Source organism: Photorhabdus viridis (assembly GCF_040256935.1).
In the GTDB taxonomy this organism is placed as follows: domain Bacteria; phylum Pseudomonadota; class Gammaproteobacteria; order Enterobacterales; family Enterobacteriaceae; genus Photorhabdus; species Photorhabdus viridis.
Map to the genome: position 1 here is coordinate 63109 of NZ_JBEJZY010000004.1, position 20719 is coordinate 83827.

Here is a 20719-nt window from a genome sequence, read left to right on the forward strand (position 1 = left end):
TAGATGAAAAGAATAAATAAATAATTATTCATTAATAACGTCAGAAACTTATCCACTTAAATGTAAAATAAAATTTGACGGAATTTAATTTTGCAAAAACCAAGGTAAATCTATAATCAAAATAACAAAATAAATGAACAATCCGACTATAACTTAATACAAAATTAACTATTCCGCCAAGAAAATTAGCGATGTCTGAACTTTGTTAAATTTCAAGCAATAACAACATCACTACCTCGTCGAATTATCTGTAACAAATTGATCGCATTCAGACTTATCCTGATGATTTACCTGGGTAGAGAGACAGATAAGGAGAGCATAAAAAATCTATGGTTCCCCTCGTTTTTACGCTCTCCTTATTGATTCAACTAAGAATTGCGGTCAGGCGGAGTGGTGAAACAATACATTCAACATCAGCGTGGATGATGTCGGCGGGAGGGGAATTTGGAGGTAAACAATCCGGTATAAACAATATATACCGGATTATCACATCAACATTAAATTATTCAATATTTCTTAATATATTAATATTACAGTGTCTCCTCATCGCAACTGATCGCCAATGCGTTATTCAGGGCCCGAGCTAAAGCGATTCGATGCTCCTTATTCTCCATTAAACTAGTATGGTTACCCGGAACAGCAGTTAACTGAAGTAAAGAACCCGGTATTATCTGCGCCCAACCTAACGATGGGTCTATGGTTAAAGGCTGCGGTTCTTCATCCGAAACAAAAGGGGTCGGAGCGAGAGGTTCCATCGCATAAAACTGATGCAGCGTTACCGTTAATACCTGTGGCTTATAATCTTTGGCCATTTGTGCATAGTTCTCTAGCTGTTCCCAACTTTTTGCGATTAAATCAGCGCGCAGATTGGCGGGATATAACGCCAATTCTTGCGCCGCTTCAATAAATTGCACCAAATTCAACTCATCAATTCGCCGGTGTAATATCGCAACCTCTTCTGTGCACTCCTCCCCTGACTGCCTGTCCAATTCAGCCAAGAATAGATGCTTGGATCGCATAGGCTGCTCTTCTAAATAATGAGGCGCCGGAGTATCAATCAACCCCAGGAAGCTCACCGTCTCACCGGCATGCAAAAGCCTCTGAGCTATAGCATGAGCCAATATACCGCCGGAAGAGTAACCACATATCCGATATGGACCTGCCGGTTGCACCGCTTTCATCAAGCCGATCATTCTGACCGCCTGCTCTTCCATCGTCGGCACCGCTTCTTCATTGATGGACGACCAGGACACCGTATAAATCGGATAACCTGACCGGATATGTTGAGCCAGCCCGAAGACATAGGAATAGTCTTCCATTCCACTGGGCACAAAGAACAATGGCAACCCTGTTCCCTCAGATCGTACCGGTATGGCAACGCTTTGCGACTGAGACAGCAAATCTGAGGTGATTTTCGCAGCCAATTCGGACAACACAGGACATTGAAATAAAGCATTCAATGTACAAATCAACCCTTGACCGGCGGCAAGATTTACCATTCGTATGGCAAGCAGTGAATGACCACCCAGTGCGAAGAAATTGTCATGCCGGCTAACCTGCTCAACCCCCAGCAATTCGCGCCAAATCGCCGCCAATGCAGTTTCTGTTTCCCCATGCGGTGCAACGTAAACCTGACGGGCAACCGCTTTTTCGTCCGGGGCAGGTAATGCCTGCCGATCCAGCTTACCGTTCGGGGTCAGCGGGAAGGCATCCAGACGCACAAAAGCGCCCGGCACCATATAATCCGGCAGCAAAGCACTCAGGTGTTCACGTAAGCTGTTAACCAGCCTATCATTGGCCGGCGCCACCACATAGGCAACCAGATGCTTATCCAGCCCATCACCCAACGCCAATACCCGCGCTTCACTCACCACCGGGTATTCAATCAAACGTGCTTCGATTTCTCCCAGTTCAATACGGAAACCGCGGATTTTAACCTGCTGGTCATTACGGCCGACAAACACCAGATTGCCATCCGGCAGATAGCGGGCCAAATCCCCGGTACGATACATACGCGCCCCCAGAACATCGCTGAACGGATCTGTCAGAAAACGTTCAGCCGTCAGCTCAGGGCGGTTCAGATAACCCCGCGTCACACCCACACCACCGATATACAGCTCTCCGACAACCCCCAAAGGCGCTGGCTGACCATAGGCATCCAGCAGATAAACCCGCGTGTTGGCTATCGGGCGTCCGATAGGCATCCCTGTCTCCGTACAGTCTGACGGACAATGCCAAGTGGTGGCGCACACCGTGATTTCTGTCGGGCCATAATCATTAAACAGATTTACCCGGCTGCACAACACCTGAAGCAGCGCCGTACTGAGCACTTCACCACCCAGTACCAAAGTCGGCTTTATCGTTAGTGCCGGTAAATCACGCCCTTCCTGGAGCAAAGCAGGGGCCAGTAAAGCGTGCGTCACCCTGTGCTCTTCCAGATAATGCCAAAGGCGTACCGGGTCCTGACGAATTGTGTCGGTAGGAATAACCAGGCAAGCCCCGCCACTCAAAGTCGTCATGATTTCCGCAACACTGACATCGAAACCCAACGAGGCAAACTGCAATATCCGGCTGGTTACCCTCACATCAAGCCGGGTAATTTGCGCCAGCGCCAGATTGACCACGCCGCCATGCTCCACCATCACCCCTTTCGGCATACCGGTCGAGCCAGAGGTATAAATCACATACGCCAGATGCCGTGCAGTCAATGCCGGGACCTGCGGATTACTGTCCGGCTGGTCCGGCAATACATTCGGGTCAAGCACCGTCAGGTTCGCAAACGCTTTCTCACTCAACGCAGTACGTCCGGCGTTATCCGCCAGTAAAATAGCCGGCGCGACATCAATCAAAATATGCGCCAAACGCTCACCCGGATAGGCCGGGTCCAGCGGCACATAGGCGCCACCCGCTTTCAATACCGCCAACAATCCCACCACCATTGCCGGTGAACGCGCTACGCAAATCGCTACCGGATGATCCGGCTCTACACCCAGCGCAATCAATTGGTGAGCCAGCCGGTTAGCACGGGCATTTAATTCCGCATAGCTGAAAATTTGTTCTTCATACACCAGAGCCATGGCATCTGGGTTTTTCCCGGCCTGTTGTTCAAATAACTGATGAATGCATAACAGGTCAGGATAGGCTGTTTCCGTGGCATTCCAGGTTTCGAGCAACAATCTGCGCTCCGCCAGCGTCAGAATATCAATTTCCCCAATCCGCTGTTGAGAGTCATCCACCATCGCTTGCAGTACCGTGTGCAAATACCCCACATAGCGCTCGATTGTCTGTTGATCAAACAAGGCTGTGGCATAACTCAACGCTCCCACAATCCTGCCATTTTCCTCAGACAGTTCCAATTCCAGATCAAACTTGACTGTGTCAAGGACGGGATCAACAGGCGAGACAGCCAACCCGGGCAGTCCCCATTCCGAGCTCTCATTGTTCTGCCAAACAAACATCACCTGAAACAGCGGGGCATGCGCCAGTCTGCGCGGCGGTTGTACAATTTCCACCACCTGTTCAAACGGCAGGTCCTGATGCGCCTGTGCTGCCAGTGCGGTTTGCCGCACACGCGTAAGCAACTCCGTCACATTCGGCTCACCCGATAAATCAATCCGTAAGGCCAGCGTATTCACAAAGAAGCCGATCAGGGATTCCACTTCCTGACGACTGCGGCCCGCACTTGAGGTGCCGATAACGACATCCTCCTGACCTGACAGACGTGACAGAACCGTCGCCCAAGCTGACAACAAGGTCATAAATAACGTGACGCCCTGCTGTTCGCTCAGACGATTAAGAGATGCCGTTAATTCCTCATCCAAATCGATGAACACAACATGCCCCGCAAACGACTGCTGAGTCGGACGTGGCCGATCAGTTGGTAAATCAAGCAACACGGGTGCATCAGCCAGCATAGTACGCCAATAGTCCGATTGGGCCCGGATCCGTTCGGCCGATAGCCACTGGCGCTGCCAGGCGGCGTAATCAGGATATTGAATCGCCAACGGTGACAATGGATCCGGTTGCCCGGTCAGAAAAGCTGTATAAAGCGTGTTCAGTTCACTTATCAGCACGCCTACAGACCAGCCGTCTGACACAATGTGATGCTGGATAAGCAGGAACCGGTATTCCTCATCCGTGAGCCGGATAAGCGAAGCACGGATAAGCGGGCCACGACTGAGATCAAATGACGTGCGGGCTTCAGTGCTCAGATGTTCAAGCATAGTTTCGGCATCCGCTATTCCACGCAGGTCATACTGAAACAACGGTAATCCTCTGTCCGCAGCCAACAGTTGTACTTGTGGCTGACCGTCAACAGAGACGAAGACGGAACGTAACGCTTCATGACGGGCAAACAACGTGTCGAGCGCCTGCTGCCAGGCAACAATATCCAATTGACCACATAGGCGCAGCGCCATCGGGATATGATAGGTATCACTGCCCCCCTCAAACTGGGCAAGAAGCCACAGACGCTGTTGAGCAAATGACAACGGCAACGCTCCCTCACGGGATATCGGCAAAATGGCGGGTAAAATCCTGCTCTGTTCATCAAACCGGGCACGCATTGCCTCAGCAAAGGCAATTAACACCGGAGCTTCAAACAACGTACTCAGCGGCAGTTCGAAACCTAACGCCGCTATCCTGTTCATCATCCGCACCGCCAACAGCGAATGACCACCCAGCGCAAAGAAATTATCATGCCGGCTGATCTGTTCTATCCCCAGGACTTCACACCAAATCGCCGCCAGCGCAATTTCAGCTTCCCCTTGCGGGGCCTCATAGACCTGACGGGAAAACGCCCCTTCACCTGGCGCCGGTAATGCCCGGCGATCCAGCTTGCCATTCGGGGTTAACGGGAAAGTATCCAAACGAACAAAGGCTGCCGGCACCATATAGTCAGGCAAAATGGCGCTCAAGTGGGCACGCAAGCTATTAACCAGCCCCTCATCCTCGGGCGCCGCCACATAGGCAACCAGCCGTTTGTCCTGACCATCACCCAACGCCAATACCCGCGCTTCACTCACCGCCAGGTGTTTAGTTAAATGTGTCTCGATTTCCCCCGGCTCAATCCGGAATCCCCGGATTTTAACCTGTTGGTCATTACGGCCGACAAATACCAGATTACCGTCCGGCAGGTAACAAGCTAAATCCCCGGTACGGTACATCCGCTCATCCGCTTTATGACTAAATGGATCAGTCAGGAAACGTTCAGCTGTCAATTCAGGGCGATTCAGATAACCCCGCGCCACCCCGACGCCGCCAATATATATTTCACCCACGCAGCCTAATGGTACCGGTTGACCATGATCATCCAGCAGATAGATCCGCGTGTTGGCCGTCGGACGCCCGATAGAAACCCCTGTTTCCATATGATCTGACAGGCAATGCCAAGTTGTAGCGCAAACTGTGATTTCTGTCGGGCCATAGTCATTGAACAGATTTACCCGGCCATACAACACCTGAAGCAGCGCCGTACTAGGTGCTTCACCCGCCAGTATCAATGTCGGTTTTATCGTTAGCACCGGTAAATCAGCGCCATCCTGAAGCAAAGCTGGGGTCAGGAAAGCATGCGTCACCCTCCGCTCTTCCAAGTAATGCCAAAGACGCAATGGATCCTGACGAACCGTGTCGTCAGGAATAACCAGGCTGGCCCCACAACTCAGCGTGGTCATCATTTCCGAGACACTGGCATCAAAACTAAAGGAAGCAAACTGCAATATCCGGCTGGTTACCCTCACATCAAACCGAGTAATTTGCGCCAAAGCCAGATTGACCACACTACGATGCTCCACCATCACCCCTTTTGGTATACCGGTCGAGCCAGAGGTATAAATCACATACGCCAGATGTCGGGCGGTCAGTTCAAATATCTGCGGATTACTGTCTGGCCGGTCAAACAGACTATTCGGGTCGAGTACAGCCCGTTCTGCCAGAGCCTTCTCTCCCAACGCTGTACGCCCAGCATCATCCGCCAGCACAATAGCCGGCGCGGCATCAATCAAAATATACGCCAGACGCTCGCTCGGATAAGCCGGATCCAATGGCACATAAGCGCCACCGGCTTTCAAAACTGCCAACAACCCCACTATCATCGCGGGTGAGCGAGACACGCAAATCGCCACCCGCTGATCCGGTACGACACCCAGTGCAATCAGTTGATACGCCAGCCGGTTAGCCCGGGCATTCAATTCTGCATAGCTAACAGTCTGGTCTTCATATACCAGAGCTGTAGCGTCCGGGTTTTCCTCCACTTGCTGTTCAAATAACTGATGAATGCATAACTGCTCAGGATACGCGGTTTCCGTCGCGTTCCAGGTTTTTAACAGCAACGTACACTCTGTTTCAGGCAGGATGTTCAGTGCCCGTACCGGCGTCTCCGGGGCCTGTTCCAGCGCCTCCGCCAAACTCTCCAGCGCCTGCTGCATGTACCCGCATATCCTGTCCGGATCAAACGGTTGAACAATTTGAGCCGTCAAACCCAATGCTTCACCAAAATCCTCTACCGATAACGCTAACGGATAGTTGGTCCGCTCTTGTCCGCCAATAAATTCAGTACCGCTGATAAGTTCATCCGACGTCTCCAGTTGGCTATTATGCCGATAATTCAACAGATTATTAAAGAGTGAGATATCACCCCGCACACCGCTGCAACGCTGGGCCAGCGCCAGTGACGCGTGCTCATGTGCTAATAATCCGGCGAGTCGGGTATGGGCGGCCAGCACACTGTCGCGTACCGGGGTATCATCAATATCCAGCCGCAACGGCAGCGTATTGATAAACAATCCCATGCCACTATCAGCGCCGTCTCCCGCCTGCATCCGTCCAAACAGCACGGTGCCGAACACTACTTTTTCCTGACCGCAGGTACGCGACAGGACCTGCGCCCAGGCCAGATGACACAATGAAGCCAGACTGACGCCCAAACTCCGGGCCTGACTCCGCAAACGGTCATTCAGCGCGCCCGTCAACATCCGGCGAAATTCCACTACCTGTGAACCATCACGATGCACCTCCGTCAGACCGAACGGCAGTGTGGGCTCATCCACCTCTGCCAGCATATCGGTAAAGAAGCGAGTATGCGTTTCCTGACTCACACCCAACCGGGCCTGCGCCACCAGATTGCGGAATGGCGCCGGCGCAGGCAGGCGGTCTTCCTGACCGGTAAGATACGCCTGTACTTCGCGGTTCATCACTTCCAGCGTGGTATGGTCGCCAGTCAAATGATGCTGATATTCCAGCAGGATCCAGCGACCTTCTGCGCCTTCCTGCGCAATCACAAAATGCAACAAAGGCGCCCGGCCCAAATCGAGACGATAATGACGCGGATTAAAACGCTCGGCTAACTGGCCGCTTATCGGCCCATCAGCCGGATCCAGCGTCAATTCAGTAACTGGCAATTGGGCCTGACGCCAAACCACCTGAACCGGCACTGACAATCCTTGCCAGATAAAGGCAGTACGTAAAATGTCGTGCCGATCAATTATCCGTTGAACCGCCGCTAAATAATTATCCAACAGCGTCCGATCAGTAAAAGCCATCTGGCTAATCGACAGATACGGGTCACCTTCATTTGCCAACAGATGATGAAACAAAATACCATCCTGCAACGGCGACAACGCGTAGATATCCTGAATATTAGCGATCCCTCCGGGCACCAGCCCGATGATTCGATCAATCTCAGGCTGGGTCAGGTCAATCAATGGCAACAAGTCCGGCGTCAATGCCGCCGTATCCGGTGTAATACGGTTTTCAGGCACCTGGATTTCATCATGCTGAACCAGAGACTGAGCCAGAACACAAAGGGTTGGATGCCGGAACAGGGTTTGTACCGATACACCCAGACCGATACGCCGCAATCGTTCAATCATCCGTACAACGAGCAGTGAATGGCCGCCCAACGCAAAGAAGCTGTCATGCCGACTGATCTGTTCAATGCCCAGCAACTCACACCAGACCGCCGCCAGCATCGTTTCTCTCTTCCCTTGCGGGGCTTCATAGACCTGACGGGCAAACGCCTCCTCATCTGGCGCCGGTAATGCCCGGCGATCCAGCTTGCCATTCGGGGTTAACGGGAAGGCATCCAAACGGACAAAGGCAGCCGGCGCCATATAGTCAGGTAAAATGGCGCTCAGGCGGGCACGCAAACTGTTGACCAGCCCCTCCTGCGCTTCCGCTGCTACATAGGCGATCAAACGCTTATCCTGCCCGTCACCCAGCGCCAGCACCATCACCTCACGCACCGCCGGGTGTGCTGCCAAGAGCGCCTCAATTTCCCCCGGTTCAATCCGGAAACCACGAATCTTCACCTGTTGGTCGTTACGGCCAACAAACACCAGATTGCCATCCGGCAAGTAACGGGCTAAATCCCCGGTGCGGTACATTCGTGCATCCAATGCAGGACTAAACGGGTCAGCTAGGAAACATTCAGCGGTTAATTCAGAGCGATTAAGATAACCTCGCGCCACGCCAACCCCGCCAATATACAGCTCCCCCACAGCCCCTAACGGCACCGGCTGACCATCAGCATCCAACAAATAAAGCCGTGTGTTGGCCGTCGGTCGGCCAATAGAAACCAGCTCACCGGAATAGTCTGACGGGCAACGCCAACTCGTCGCACACACCGTGATTTCCGTCGGTCCGTAATCATTGAACAGCGTTACCCGGTCACTCAGAGCCTGAAGCAACGCGGTACTGGGAGCCTCTCCCCCCAATATCAACGTTGGTCTCATCGTCATCACCGGCAAACCTGCACCGTCCTGGAGCAAAGCCGGGGTCAAGCAGGCATGCGTTATTGCCTGTTCCTCCAGATAATAGCCGAAGCGGTTTAGGTCCTGACGGACTGTATCAGCAGGGATAACCAAAGTCGCCCCACCTGCCAACGCCATCATAATGTCCTGGACACTGACATCAAATCCCAATGAGATAAACTGCAATATCCGGCTATCAGCGCCAATGCCAAACTGAGCAATTTTATCCAGAGTCAAGTTGACCAACCCACGATGTTCAACCATCACCCCTTTTGGTGTGCCGGTCGAGCCGGAAGTGTAAATCACATACGCCAGATGCTGTGAAGTCAATGCCGTTATCTGCGGGTTACTGTCCGGTTGCTCAGGCAGGATATTCGGGTCGAATACGGTCAGCCCCGAAAGCGCCTCCTCACCCAAGACTTCCCGTCCGATATTATCTGCCAGCACAATAGCCGGCGCGGCATCATTCAAAATATGCACCAGACGTTCACCCGGATAAGCCGGATCCAATGGCACATAAGCGCCACCTGCTTTCAATATTGACAACACCCCCACCACCATAGCCAGAGAACGTGACACGCAAATCACCACTCGCTGGTCCGGTGCGATCCCCTGCATCATCAGTTGATGAGCCAGTTGGTTAGCGCGGGCATTCAGTTCCGCATAACTGAGCGTTTGCTCTTTATACTTCAGAGCCACCGCATCCGGGGTTTTCTCCACCTGCTGTTCAAACAATTGATGGATACACAACGTGTCAGGATACACAGTTTCAGTGGCATTCCAGGTCTTCAGCAACAGTGTACGCTCCGCAGCCGGCAAAATTTCCAACTGCCGTACCGGCGTTTCCGGGGCCTGCTCCAGTGCCTCGACCAAACTCTCCAACGCCTGCTGCATATACCCACATATCCGTTCCGGATCAAACGGCTGGACAATTTGCGCGGTCAGGCCCAGAGCGTTACCAAAATCTTCCACTGACAAGGCAAATGGATAGCTGGTCCGCTCCTGTCCGCCCAGGAATTCAATGCCGCTGATAAGTTCATCCGCAGCGACCGGCGGCAAATTGTGCCGGTAGTTCAGCAATGCATTGAACAGCGGTATCCCACTGGCAACCCCACTGCAACGTTGAGCCTGCGCCAATGAGGCATGTTCATGCACCAGCAATCCCGCTAACCGGGTATGGGCGGCCTGTACGCTGTCCCGTACCGGGGTTTCATCCATATCCAACCGCAACGGCAGGGTATTAATAAATAGCCCCATGCCACTGTCGGCACCTTCACCCGCCGCCATGCGTCCAAACAGCACGGTGCCGAACACCACTTTTTCCTGACCGCTGGTGCGCGATAATACTTGCGCCCAGGCCAAATGACATAACGACGCTAAACTGACCCCCAAACGCCGGGCCTGACGACGTAAACGGTCATTCAACTCAGACGTCAGCATCCGATAGGATTCCGTCACCCGTGAACCATTGTTATGTACTTCCGTCAATCCAAATGATAGCGTCGGTTCATCCACCTCAGCTAACATCTCAGTAAAGAAACGGGTATGCGCTTCCTGACTGATACCTAACCGGGCATGAGCCACTAAATTGCGGAACGGTACCGGCGCAGGCAGGCTGTCCCCCTGCCCCGTAAGATACGCCTGTACTTCACGGTTCATCACTTCCAGCGTCGTATGGTCACCGATCAGATGATGCTGATATTCAAGCAGGATCCAACGCCCTTCTATGCCTTCCTGCGCAATCACAAAGTGCAGCAAAGGCGCCCGACCCAAATCGAGACGATAATGATGTAGGTTAAAATGCCCGGTTAACTGGTCACTGATCGGGCCGTCGGCCGGATCCAGTGTCAATTCAGTAACGGATAATTGAGCCTGACGCAAAACTACCTGCGCCGGCACTGATAATCCTTGCCAGATAAAGGCGGTTCGTAAAATGTCGTGCCGATCAATCACCCGTTGCACTGCCGCTAAATAATGATCCAACAGAGTCCGGTCAGCAAAAGCCATCTGGCTAATTGACAGATACGGATCATATTCATTCTCCAGCAGATGGTGGAACAAAATACCATCCTGCAACGGCGACAGCGCATAGATATCCTGAATATTAGCGATCCCACCCGGAGCCAGACCAACGATGCAATCAATCTCCGACTGAGTCAGGTCAATTAACGGTAACAGATCCGGGGTCAACGCCACCGTATCCGGTGTAATACCGTTGTCAGGCACCTGGATTTCATCATGCTGCATCAGGGATTGCGCCAGAACACAGAGTACTGGATGTTGGAATAATGTTTGTACCGATAAACCCAGACCAATACGCCGTAATCGTTCAATCATACTCACAGCGAGTAATGAATGACCACCCAGCGCGAAGAAGCTGTCATGCCGGCTGATCCGCTCAATGCCCAGCAACTCACACCAGACCGCCGCCAGCACCGTTTCTCTCTTCCCTTGAGGGGCTTCATAAACCTGACGGGCAAACGCCCCTTCACCTGGCGCCGGTAATGCCCGGCGATCCAGCTTGCCATTTTGGGTTAACGGGAAGGTATCCAAACGAACAAAAGCCGCCGGTACCATATAGTCAGGCAAAACGGCACTCAGATGGGCACGCAGGCTGTTAACCAGTCCCTCATCCTCGGGCGCCGTCACATAGGCGACCAGCCGTTTGTCCTGACCGTCACTCAGCGCTAATACCAGCGCTTCACGTACCGCCGGGTGCGTTGTTAGCCGTGCTTCGATTTCTCCCGGCTCGATCCGGAATCCCCGGATTTTAACCTGTTGGTCATTACGACCGACAAACTCCAGATTACCGTCCGGCAGGTAACGGGCTAAATCCCCGGTGCGGTACATGCGCGCATCCGTTTTATGACTAAATGGATCAGTCAGGAAATGTTCAGCTGTCAATTCAGGCTGGTTCAGATAACCGCGCGCCACCCCGACACCGCCAATATACATTTCACCCACGCAGCCTAATGGCGCTGGTTGACCATGATCATCCAGCAGATAGATCCGCGTGTTGGCCGTCGGACGCCCGATAGAAACCCCTGTCTCCAGATGGTCTAACTGACAACGCCAAGTCGTGGCGCAAACTGTGATTTCTGTCGGGCCATAGTCATTGAACAGATTTACCCGGCCACACAACACCTGAAGCAGCGCCGTGCTAGGTGCTTCACCCGCCAATATCAATGTCGGTTTTATCGTTAGCGCTGGTAAATCAACCCCTTCCCGAAGCAAAGCTGGGGGCAGGAAAGCATGCGTCACCCTACATTCTTCCAGATAATGCCAAAGACGTAATGGATCCTGACGAACCGTGTCGGCAGGAATAACCAGGCTGGCCCCACCACTCAGCGCAGTCATCATTTCCGAGACACTGGCATCAAAACTAAAGGAAGCAAACTGCAATATCCGGCTGGTTGCCCTCACATCAAACCGGGTAATTTGCGCCAAAGCCAGATTGACCACACTACGATGCTCCACCATCACCCCTTTTGGTATACCGGTCGAGCCAGAGGTATAAATCACATACGCCAAATGCTGTGAAGTTAATGCCGATATCTGCGGGTTACTGTCCGGTCGTTCTGGCAGGATATTCGGATCGAGTACGGTCAACCCCGAAAGCGCCTCCTCACCCAATGCCTCCCGTCCGATACTATCCGCCAACACAATAGCCGGCGCGGCATCAATCAAAATATGCGCCAGACGCTCGCCAGAATAAGCAGGGTCTAGCGGCACATAAGCGCCCCCGGCTTTCAAAACCGCCAACAGTCCCACTATCATCGCGGGTGAGCGAGGCACACAAATCGCTACCCGCTGATCCGGTACGACACCCAGCGCAATCAGTTGATGCGCCAGTCGGTTAACCCGGGCATTCAATTCCGCATAGCTGACAGTCTGGTCTTCATACACCAGAGCCGTAGCGTCCGGGTTTTCTTCTGCTTGCTGTTCAAACAATTGATGAATACATAACTGGTCAGGATACGCAGTTTCCGTCGCATTCCAGGTCCTTAACAACAACGTACACTCCGTTTCAGGCAGAATGTTCAGTGCCCGTACCGGTGTCTCCGGGGCCTGTTCCAGCGCCTCCGCCAAACTCTCCAGCGCCTGTTGCATGTATCCGCATATCCTGCCCGGATCAAACGGCTGCACCACATGAGCGATCAGCTCCAGCGTGGCGCCTCCATCCTCCACCGACAACCCAAAGGGGTAATTAGTGCGCTCCTGTTCACTCAGGAATTCGATACCCTCCATCGTTTTATCCGGCGTCACCGGCTGATCATTATGTCGGTAGTTCAACAAAGCGCTAAAGAGAGGCGTACCGCTGGCAACCCCACTGCACCGCTGGGCCAACGCCAGCGAGGCATGCTCATGGGCCAGCAATCCAGCCAGCCGCAAATGTACCGCCCGCACACTGTCCCGTACCGGAGTATCATCGATATCCAGCCGCAGCGGCAGGGTATTGATAAACAATCCCATGCCATTGCCGGCGCCTTCACCTGCCGCCATGCGCCCAAATAGCACCGTGCCGAACACCACTTTCTCCTGCCCGCTGGTTCGAGACAATACTTGTGCCCAGGCCAGATGACACAGCGCCGCCAGACTGACGCCCAAACGCCGAGCCTGATGGCGAAGACGCTCATTCAACCCAGTCGTCAGCATCCGGTGGGATTCCATCTCCTGAGATCCATCAAGATGCACCTCCGTCAGCCCGAATGGCAACGTGGGTTCATCCACCTCCGCTAACATGTCGGTAAAGAAACGGCGATGCGCTGACTCACTCACCCCCAGCCGGGCCTCCGCCACCAGATTGCGGAACGGCGCCGGGTCAGGCAGACAGTCTTCCTGTCTGAAAAAATACGCCTGCACTTCACGGTTCATCACTTTCATTGTGGTATAGTCGCCAAGCAAGTGATGTTGCAACTCCAGTAAAAACCAGCGGCCATCAGTCTCCTGTGCCACGACAAAACGCAGCAGAGGGGCCTGGCCCAAATCAATACGATAATGACGGGGATTAAAACGTTGCGCCAGTTGATCACCAACCGGCCCATCAACCGGGTCCAGCGTCAATTCAGCGACTGACAACGGAGCCCGGCGCCAAACCACCTGAGCCGGTACAGACAAGCCTTCCCAAATAAACGCGGTACGCAAAATATCATGGCGATCAACCACCTGTTGCACCGCTGCCAGATAACGATCCAGCAGAGTCCGGTCAGCAAAAACCATCTGGCCGGCTAACAAATAGGGATCACCTTCATTTGCCAGTAAGTGGTGGAATAAAATACCGTCCTGTAACGGCGATAGCGCATAAATATCCTGAATATTCGCCATCCCGCCCGGCACCTGTTCCACGATACGGTCAATCTCCGGTTGAGTCAGATCAATCAGCGGCAACATCGCCGGTGTTAACGCCGTGGCGGCCGGCGTAATCACATTGGCCGGCACCCTCACAGCCTGATGCTGTCCCAATGTTTGCGCCAGTGCCGACAATACCGGCGACTGGAACAGATCACGCGCCGCCAGTGTCAATCCCTGATGACGCAGGCGTTCAATCATCCGCACCGCGAGCAATGAATGGCCGCCCAAGGCAAAGAAACTGTCATGCCGGCTAACTTGATCAATGCCCAATAACTCACACCAAATAGCCGCCAGGGCAATCTCAGTTTCTCCCTGCGGAGCTTCATAAATTTGACGGGCAAATGCCTCCCCTCCCGGCACCGGTAATGCCCGGCGATCCAGCTTGCCATTTGGAGTCTGCGGGAAGGACTCCAGACGCACAAAAGCCGCCGGGACCATATAATCGGGTAAAACAGCACTCAGGTGTGCGCGCAAACGAGCAGCTAATCCCTCCTCCTCCGACACCACATAGGCGACCAGCCGTCTATCCCGACCTTCATCCAGCGCCAACACCACAGCTTCCTGCACCGCCGGATATTCCACCAGCCGGGTTTCGATTTCCTCCAGCTCAATACGGAAGCCACGGATTTTCACCTGCTGGTCGTTACGGCCAATGAACTCCAAGTCACCGTCCGGCAGGTAGCGGGCCAAATCCCCAGAGCGATACATCCGCGCACCGGCTACCGGGCTAAAAGGATCCGGCATAAAACGTTCTGCGCTAAGTGCCGGCCGGTTAAGATAACCGCGCGCTACCCCAACGCCGCCAATATACATTTCGCCAACACAACCTGCGGGGACCGGTTGACCATATTTATCCAGCAGGTAGATGCGGGCATTTTTCGCAGGCCGGCCGATAGAACGGGCATCTTCCGGGGATAACACATCCTTATAAGTTACCGTCACAACATTTTCAGTCGGACCATAACCGTTCAACAACCGGGGTCGATGGGTTTCATGGGTAAACCAGTCCTGAACGGCGTGCTTTTTCACCGCTTCACCGCCAATGATGATCAACCGGAGACAATCCGGCAGCGGTAATCCGTTGTCTCCGGCCGCCAGTTCAGACCAGAATAAGGTCGGCAGTGACATCACCGTAATACGATATTGCCGGGTTAAAGCAATAAATTCCGCCACAGACGCCAACCAACTGTCATCCCGCATCACCAACGTAGCCCCGTTACACAGTGATGAGAAGAAATCTTCCACGGAAACATCAAAAGCAAACGCGGCAAATTGCAACACCCGGTCTTGCGCGGTGACAGCATAGGTGTCATTAAAGCCCAGATAACGTTGATAAATCGCCTGATGTTCTACCATTACCCCTTTCGGCTGCCCGGTTGAGCCGGAGGTATAGATGACATACGCCAGATGCTGAGGCGTCAACGTCGGTACCTGCGGGTTGTTGTCCGGCTGGTCTGGCCGCGTATTCGGGTCCAGTACCGTCAACCCGGTCAGCGCATCCTCGCCCAACACCGCCCGACCGGCCACATCAGCCAATACTACTGACGGCGCTGTATCATTCAGGATATACGCCAGACGTTCCTGCGGATAGGTTGAGTCCAGCGGCACATAAGCACCGCCGGCTTTCAGTACAGCTAATAATGCCACCACCATCGCCGGGGAACGCGCCACACAAATTGCCACCCGCTGGTCGGGTGTGACACCCAGCGCAATCAGTTGATGGGCCAGGCGATTGGCGCCAGCATTTAATTCAGCATAACTAAGCGTCTGTTCCCGATACACCAGTGCTGCGGCATGAGGATTTTGCGCCGCCTGTTGCTCAAACAGTTGATGAATACATAACGGATCAGGGTACGGGGTTTCTGTGGTATTCCAGGTTTTCAGCAACAGCGTGCGTTCCGTTTCCGGCAAGATATTCAGCGTCCGTACCGGGGTCTCTGGGGCCTGCTCCAAAGCTTCCACCAGACTTTCCAACGCCTGCTGCATATAATCGCATATCCTGTCCGGATCAAACGGCTGCGCCACATTAGCGGTCAGCCCCAACGTGGCGCCCCCATCCTCTACCGACAGCACAAACGGGTAGTTGGTTCGCTCCTGTTCGCCCAGGAATTCAATCCCGGCCATCGTTTCATCCAGCGGATCCGGCTGTTCATTATGCCGGTAGTTCAACAAGGCGCTAAAGAGCGGCGTACCGCTGGCAACCCCGCTGCACTGCTGAGCCTGCGCCAGCGAGGCATGCTCATGCGCCAACAACCCGGCCAGCCGCAGATGTACCGCCCGCACACTGTCCCGTACCGGGGTATCATCGATATCCAACCGCACCGGCAAAGTATTGATAAACAACCCCATGCCGCTGTCAGCCCCTTCTCCCGCCGCCATGCGCCCAAACAGCACGGTGCCGAACACGACTTTCTCCTGCCCGCTGGTACGCGACAATACCTGTGCCCAAGCCAGATGACACAACGCCGCCAGACTGACGCCCAAACGCCGGGCCTGATAACGCAGGCGGTCATTCAACCCGGCCGTCAGCATCCGGTAAGATTCCATCTCCTGAGATCCATCATGATGCACATTCACCAGCCCGAATGGCAACGTCGGCTCATCTACCTCCGCTAACATGTCGGTAAAGAAACGGGTATGCTCGGCCTGATTCATTCCCAACCTGGCCTGCGCTACCAGATTGCGGAACGGCGCCGGGTCAGGCAGGCTCTCCTCTTGCCCGGAAAAATAGGCTTGAACTTCGTGTTTCATCACTTCCATCGTTTCATGGTCGCCGATCAAGTGATGCTGCAATTCCAATAAAAACCAGCGACCGTCAGTTTCCTGCGCAATGACAAAATGCAATAGCGGGGCCTGACTAAGGTCAAGACGATACTGACCCGGATCAAAACGCCGGGTTAATTGGTCAATAACAGAGCCGTCAGCTGGGTTCAGCGTCAGTTCAGTCACCGGTAAAGTCGCCTGACGCCAGACTACCTGCGCTGGCCCAGACAATCCTTCCCAAAGAAAAGAAGTGCGTAGGATGTCATGGCGATCAACCACCTGCTGCATCGCCGCCAGATAACGGTCCAGCAAAGCGCGGTTTGCAAAGGCTACCGGATAGAGCACCAGATACGGGTCGCCTTCGCTTTCCAGCAAATGATGAAACAAAATGCCATCCTGCAACGGTGACAAGGCATAGATATCCTGAATATTATCGATTCCGCCCGGCACCTGCCCGACAAGATGATCAATCTCAGCCTGGGTCAGATCAATCAGCGGCAACATCGCTGGTGTTAACGCCGTGACGGCCGGCGTAATCACATTAGGCGGTACCATTACCGCCCGGCTGCACCCCAATGTTTGCGCCAGGTCTGACAACACCGGCGACTGGAACAGATCACGCGCCGTCAGTGTCAATCCCTGATGACGCAGACGTTCAATCATCTGTACGCCAAGCAGTGAATGGCCGCCCAAGGCAAAGAAGCTGTCATGCCGGCTTATCTGCTCAATGCCCAATAACTCACGCCAGAGAGCAGCCAGGGTGATCTCTGCTTCCCCTAGCGGGGCTTCATAAATCTGACGGACAAAATCATCCTCGCCCGGCGCCGGTAATGCCCGGCGATCCAGCTTACCATTTAGGGTTTGTGGGAAGGTCTCCAGACGCACAAAGGCCGCCGGGACCATATAATCGGGTAAAACAGCGCTCAGGTATTCACGTAAACGGGCTGCCAATCCCTCCTGCGCTTGCGCTGCCACATAAGCGACCAATCGTTTGCTCTGTCCATCATCCAGCGCCAGCACCGCAGCCTCTTGCACCGCTGGATGTTCCACCAACCGGGTTTCAATTTCCCCCAGTTCAACCCGGAAACCGCGAATTTTAACCTGCTGGTCGTTACGGCCAATGAACTCCAAGTCACCATCCGGCAGGTAGCGGGCCAAATCCCCGGAGCGATACATCCGCGCACCGGGTTCAGGGCTAAAAGGATCCAGTATAAAACGTTCTGCACTCAGTTCCGGCCGGTTCAGATAACCACGCGCCACTCCAACGCCGCCAATATACATTTCGCCAACACAGCCTGCGGGGACCGGTTGACCATATTTATCCAGCAGGTAGATGCGGGCATTTTTCGCCGGCCGGCCGATAGAACGGGCATCTTCCGGGGATAACACATCCTTATAAGTTACCGTCACGACATTTTCAGTCGGACCATAACCGTTCAACAACCGGGGTCGATGGGTTTCATGGGTAAACCAGTCCTGAACGGCGTGCTTTTTCACCGCTTCACCGCCAATGATGATCAGCCGGAGGCAATCCGGCAGCGGTAATCCGTTGTCTCTGGCCGCCAGTTCAGACCAGAATAAAGTCGGCAGTGACATTACCGTAATACGATATTGCCGGGCTAAGGCAATAAATTCCGCCACTGACGCCAACCAACTGTCATCGCGAATAACCAGCGTAGCCCCGTTGCATAACGACGAGAAGAAATCTTCCACGGAAACATCAAAGGCAAACGCGGCAAATTGCAGTACCCGGTCTTGCGCGGTGACAGCATAAGTCTCATTAAAACCCAGATACCGTTGATATATCGCCTGATGCTCTACCATTACCCCTTTCGGCTGCCCGGTTGAGCCGGAGGTGTAAATCACATAAGCCAGATGCTGAGGCGTCAACGCCGGGACCTGCGGATTGTTGTCCGGCTGGTCTGGCCGCGTATTTGGGTCCAGTACTGTCAACCCGGTCAGCACTTCCTCGCCCAGCACTGCCCGACCGGCCACATCAGCCAATACAACCGACGGCGCTGTATCATTCAGGATATACGCCAGACGTTCCCTCGGATAGGTTGAGTCCAGCGGCACATAAGCACCGCCGGCTTTCAGCACGGCTAACAGCGCCACCGCCATCGCCGGTGAACGGGCCACGCAAATCGCCACCCGCTGGTCGGGAGTAACGCCCAGCGCCATCAATTGATGGGCCAGGCGGTTGGCGCTGGCATTTAATTCCGCATAACTGAGCATCTGCTCTTGATACACCAGCGCAATAGCGCCCGGGGATTGCGCTGCCTGTTGCTCAAATAACTGATGAATACATAACGGGTCAGGATACGGGGTTTCCGTGGCATTCCAGGTTTCCAGCAACAACCTGCGTTCAGTCTCGGACAACAAATTCAGTTGCCCGACGGGGATGCCATCACCGTTCCTTTTCGACAATGCCAGCATCTGTAAATGTTCACTCATCCGTTGAACCACTTCCGCGTTCAAACGGTTTGTATCGTATATCCAGCGAAAACCGCCCTGCTCATTCACCTGAAGAGTCAATAATTCGCCGGACGCTTCCTGATTATACAGTCTGTCATCCTGTCTCACCGAGACGGCGATCTGCCACGGCCAGCGGGTCGCCAACGCCGGAATAGCCTGCAATGCAGGAAAACGGATCAGGAGATCGCGACTAAATGTCTGGTGCCGCATCAACTGGACAAGTTCGTTATCAATCCAATCAGCTACCGCTCTCCACGGCTTATCAAGCGCTACCTCAATGGTCATCGGCACCACAGGCGCCAGATCTGCCAGGTTATCGTTTGCCTTCACGCTCCAACCAATTTGGAATTCAGTCTGCTGGGTCAAGCGCGCAAGATAGATAGCGAATGCCTGCAATAATGTCCGCAATGGCCCCTCTTCTCCGTTTTTCGGCAACGGGGACTGCCAAAGACTCATGGCCCATTTGGGCTCCGCTTGCTCTGTGGCGGTCTCGGAAGGTAACTGGAGCGGTTGCAAAGCAGCAAGGCGTTCATACCAAAATGATTCACTGGGTATGAGCGCCTGCGGGATATGATGTGTATTTTGAGTCTGTGGTGAGGTGTCATTTGTGTTGGCTATGTATTCTGATGTCTGAGAGAGGAATTCAGCGCTAAGAGCACTTCCTACTTCAGCAATGCTATCTTTCATTTACGACCTCAACGAATCTGTTAAGAATTTGAAAACTGTCATTCCTGACAGCCATCACCAATATTTTCTTCTTACCTTCAGGAAATAAAAACAGGCACATCCGGCATCAATTCAAGATAATCAGATACTGGATGCTATAACCCGGTTAATAGCCATATCATTAACAACGCTACGATGCTAATTACCCTGATAATGGAATAAATCACTCACTCTATGATCCGGAATAAGCCATTCCATTTTCGCTCCTGTTTTTTAGATAAATTTGACTAATTTTCTACAATTTTCATTGACTGGCATCAAATTAAATAATTAAATATTAACCCATCCAATGAATTCATTATCATATTAAGCAAAAATATAATTTCAGATCAAAAACAATCTCATTTAAATTTAACAATAAAAGAATCACCAACAACGTGAACACGAAAAACAGACCGGCACCAACTCACCTCATTACATGTTGTTTTATAAAAACCAAGTCGCATTGCAAATAGCAATGTTATTTCATCCAATAACACCAAGAAATAATTAAAATTTACAATTAACTACACCACATATTATTCCGCAATAAAATAATGTGACAGGAATAATTATTAATTTACTATGATATTGATTAAAAAGACAAAAATTCCAGAAGGATCGTTCTTTGATGTGATTTTACGAACATCCTGCGATATTGGGCTGCACCGTAGCGC

The 20719-nt window shown here is 53.0% G+C and carries 1 protein-coding gene; it reads right to left on the reverse strand.

From position 1 onward, the window contains the following. Positions 1–530: 530 nt before the first annotated feature. Entirely contained in the window at positions 531–20024 is a 19494-nt protein-coding gene (pdtS, locus tag ABR397_RS02720; protein WP_350304362.1) for a photoditritide non-ribosomal peptide synthetase, read from the reverse strand. Positions 20025–20719: the final 695 nt, after the last annotated feature.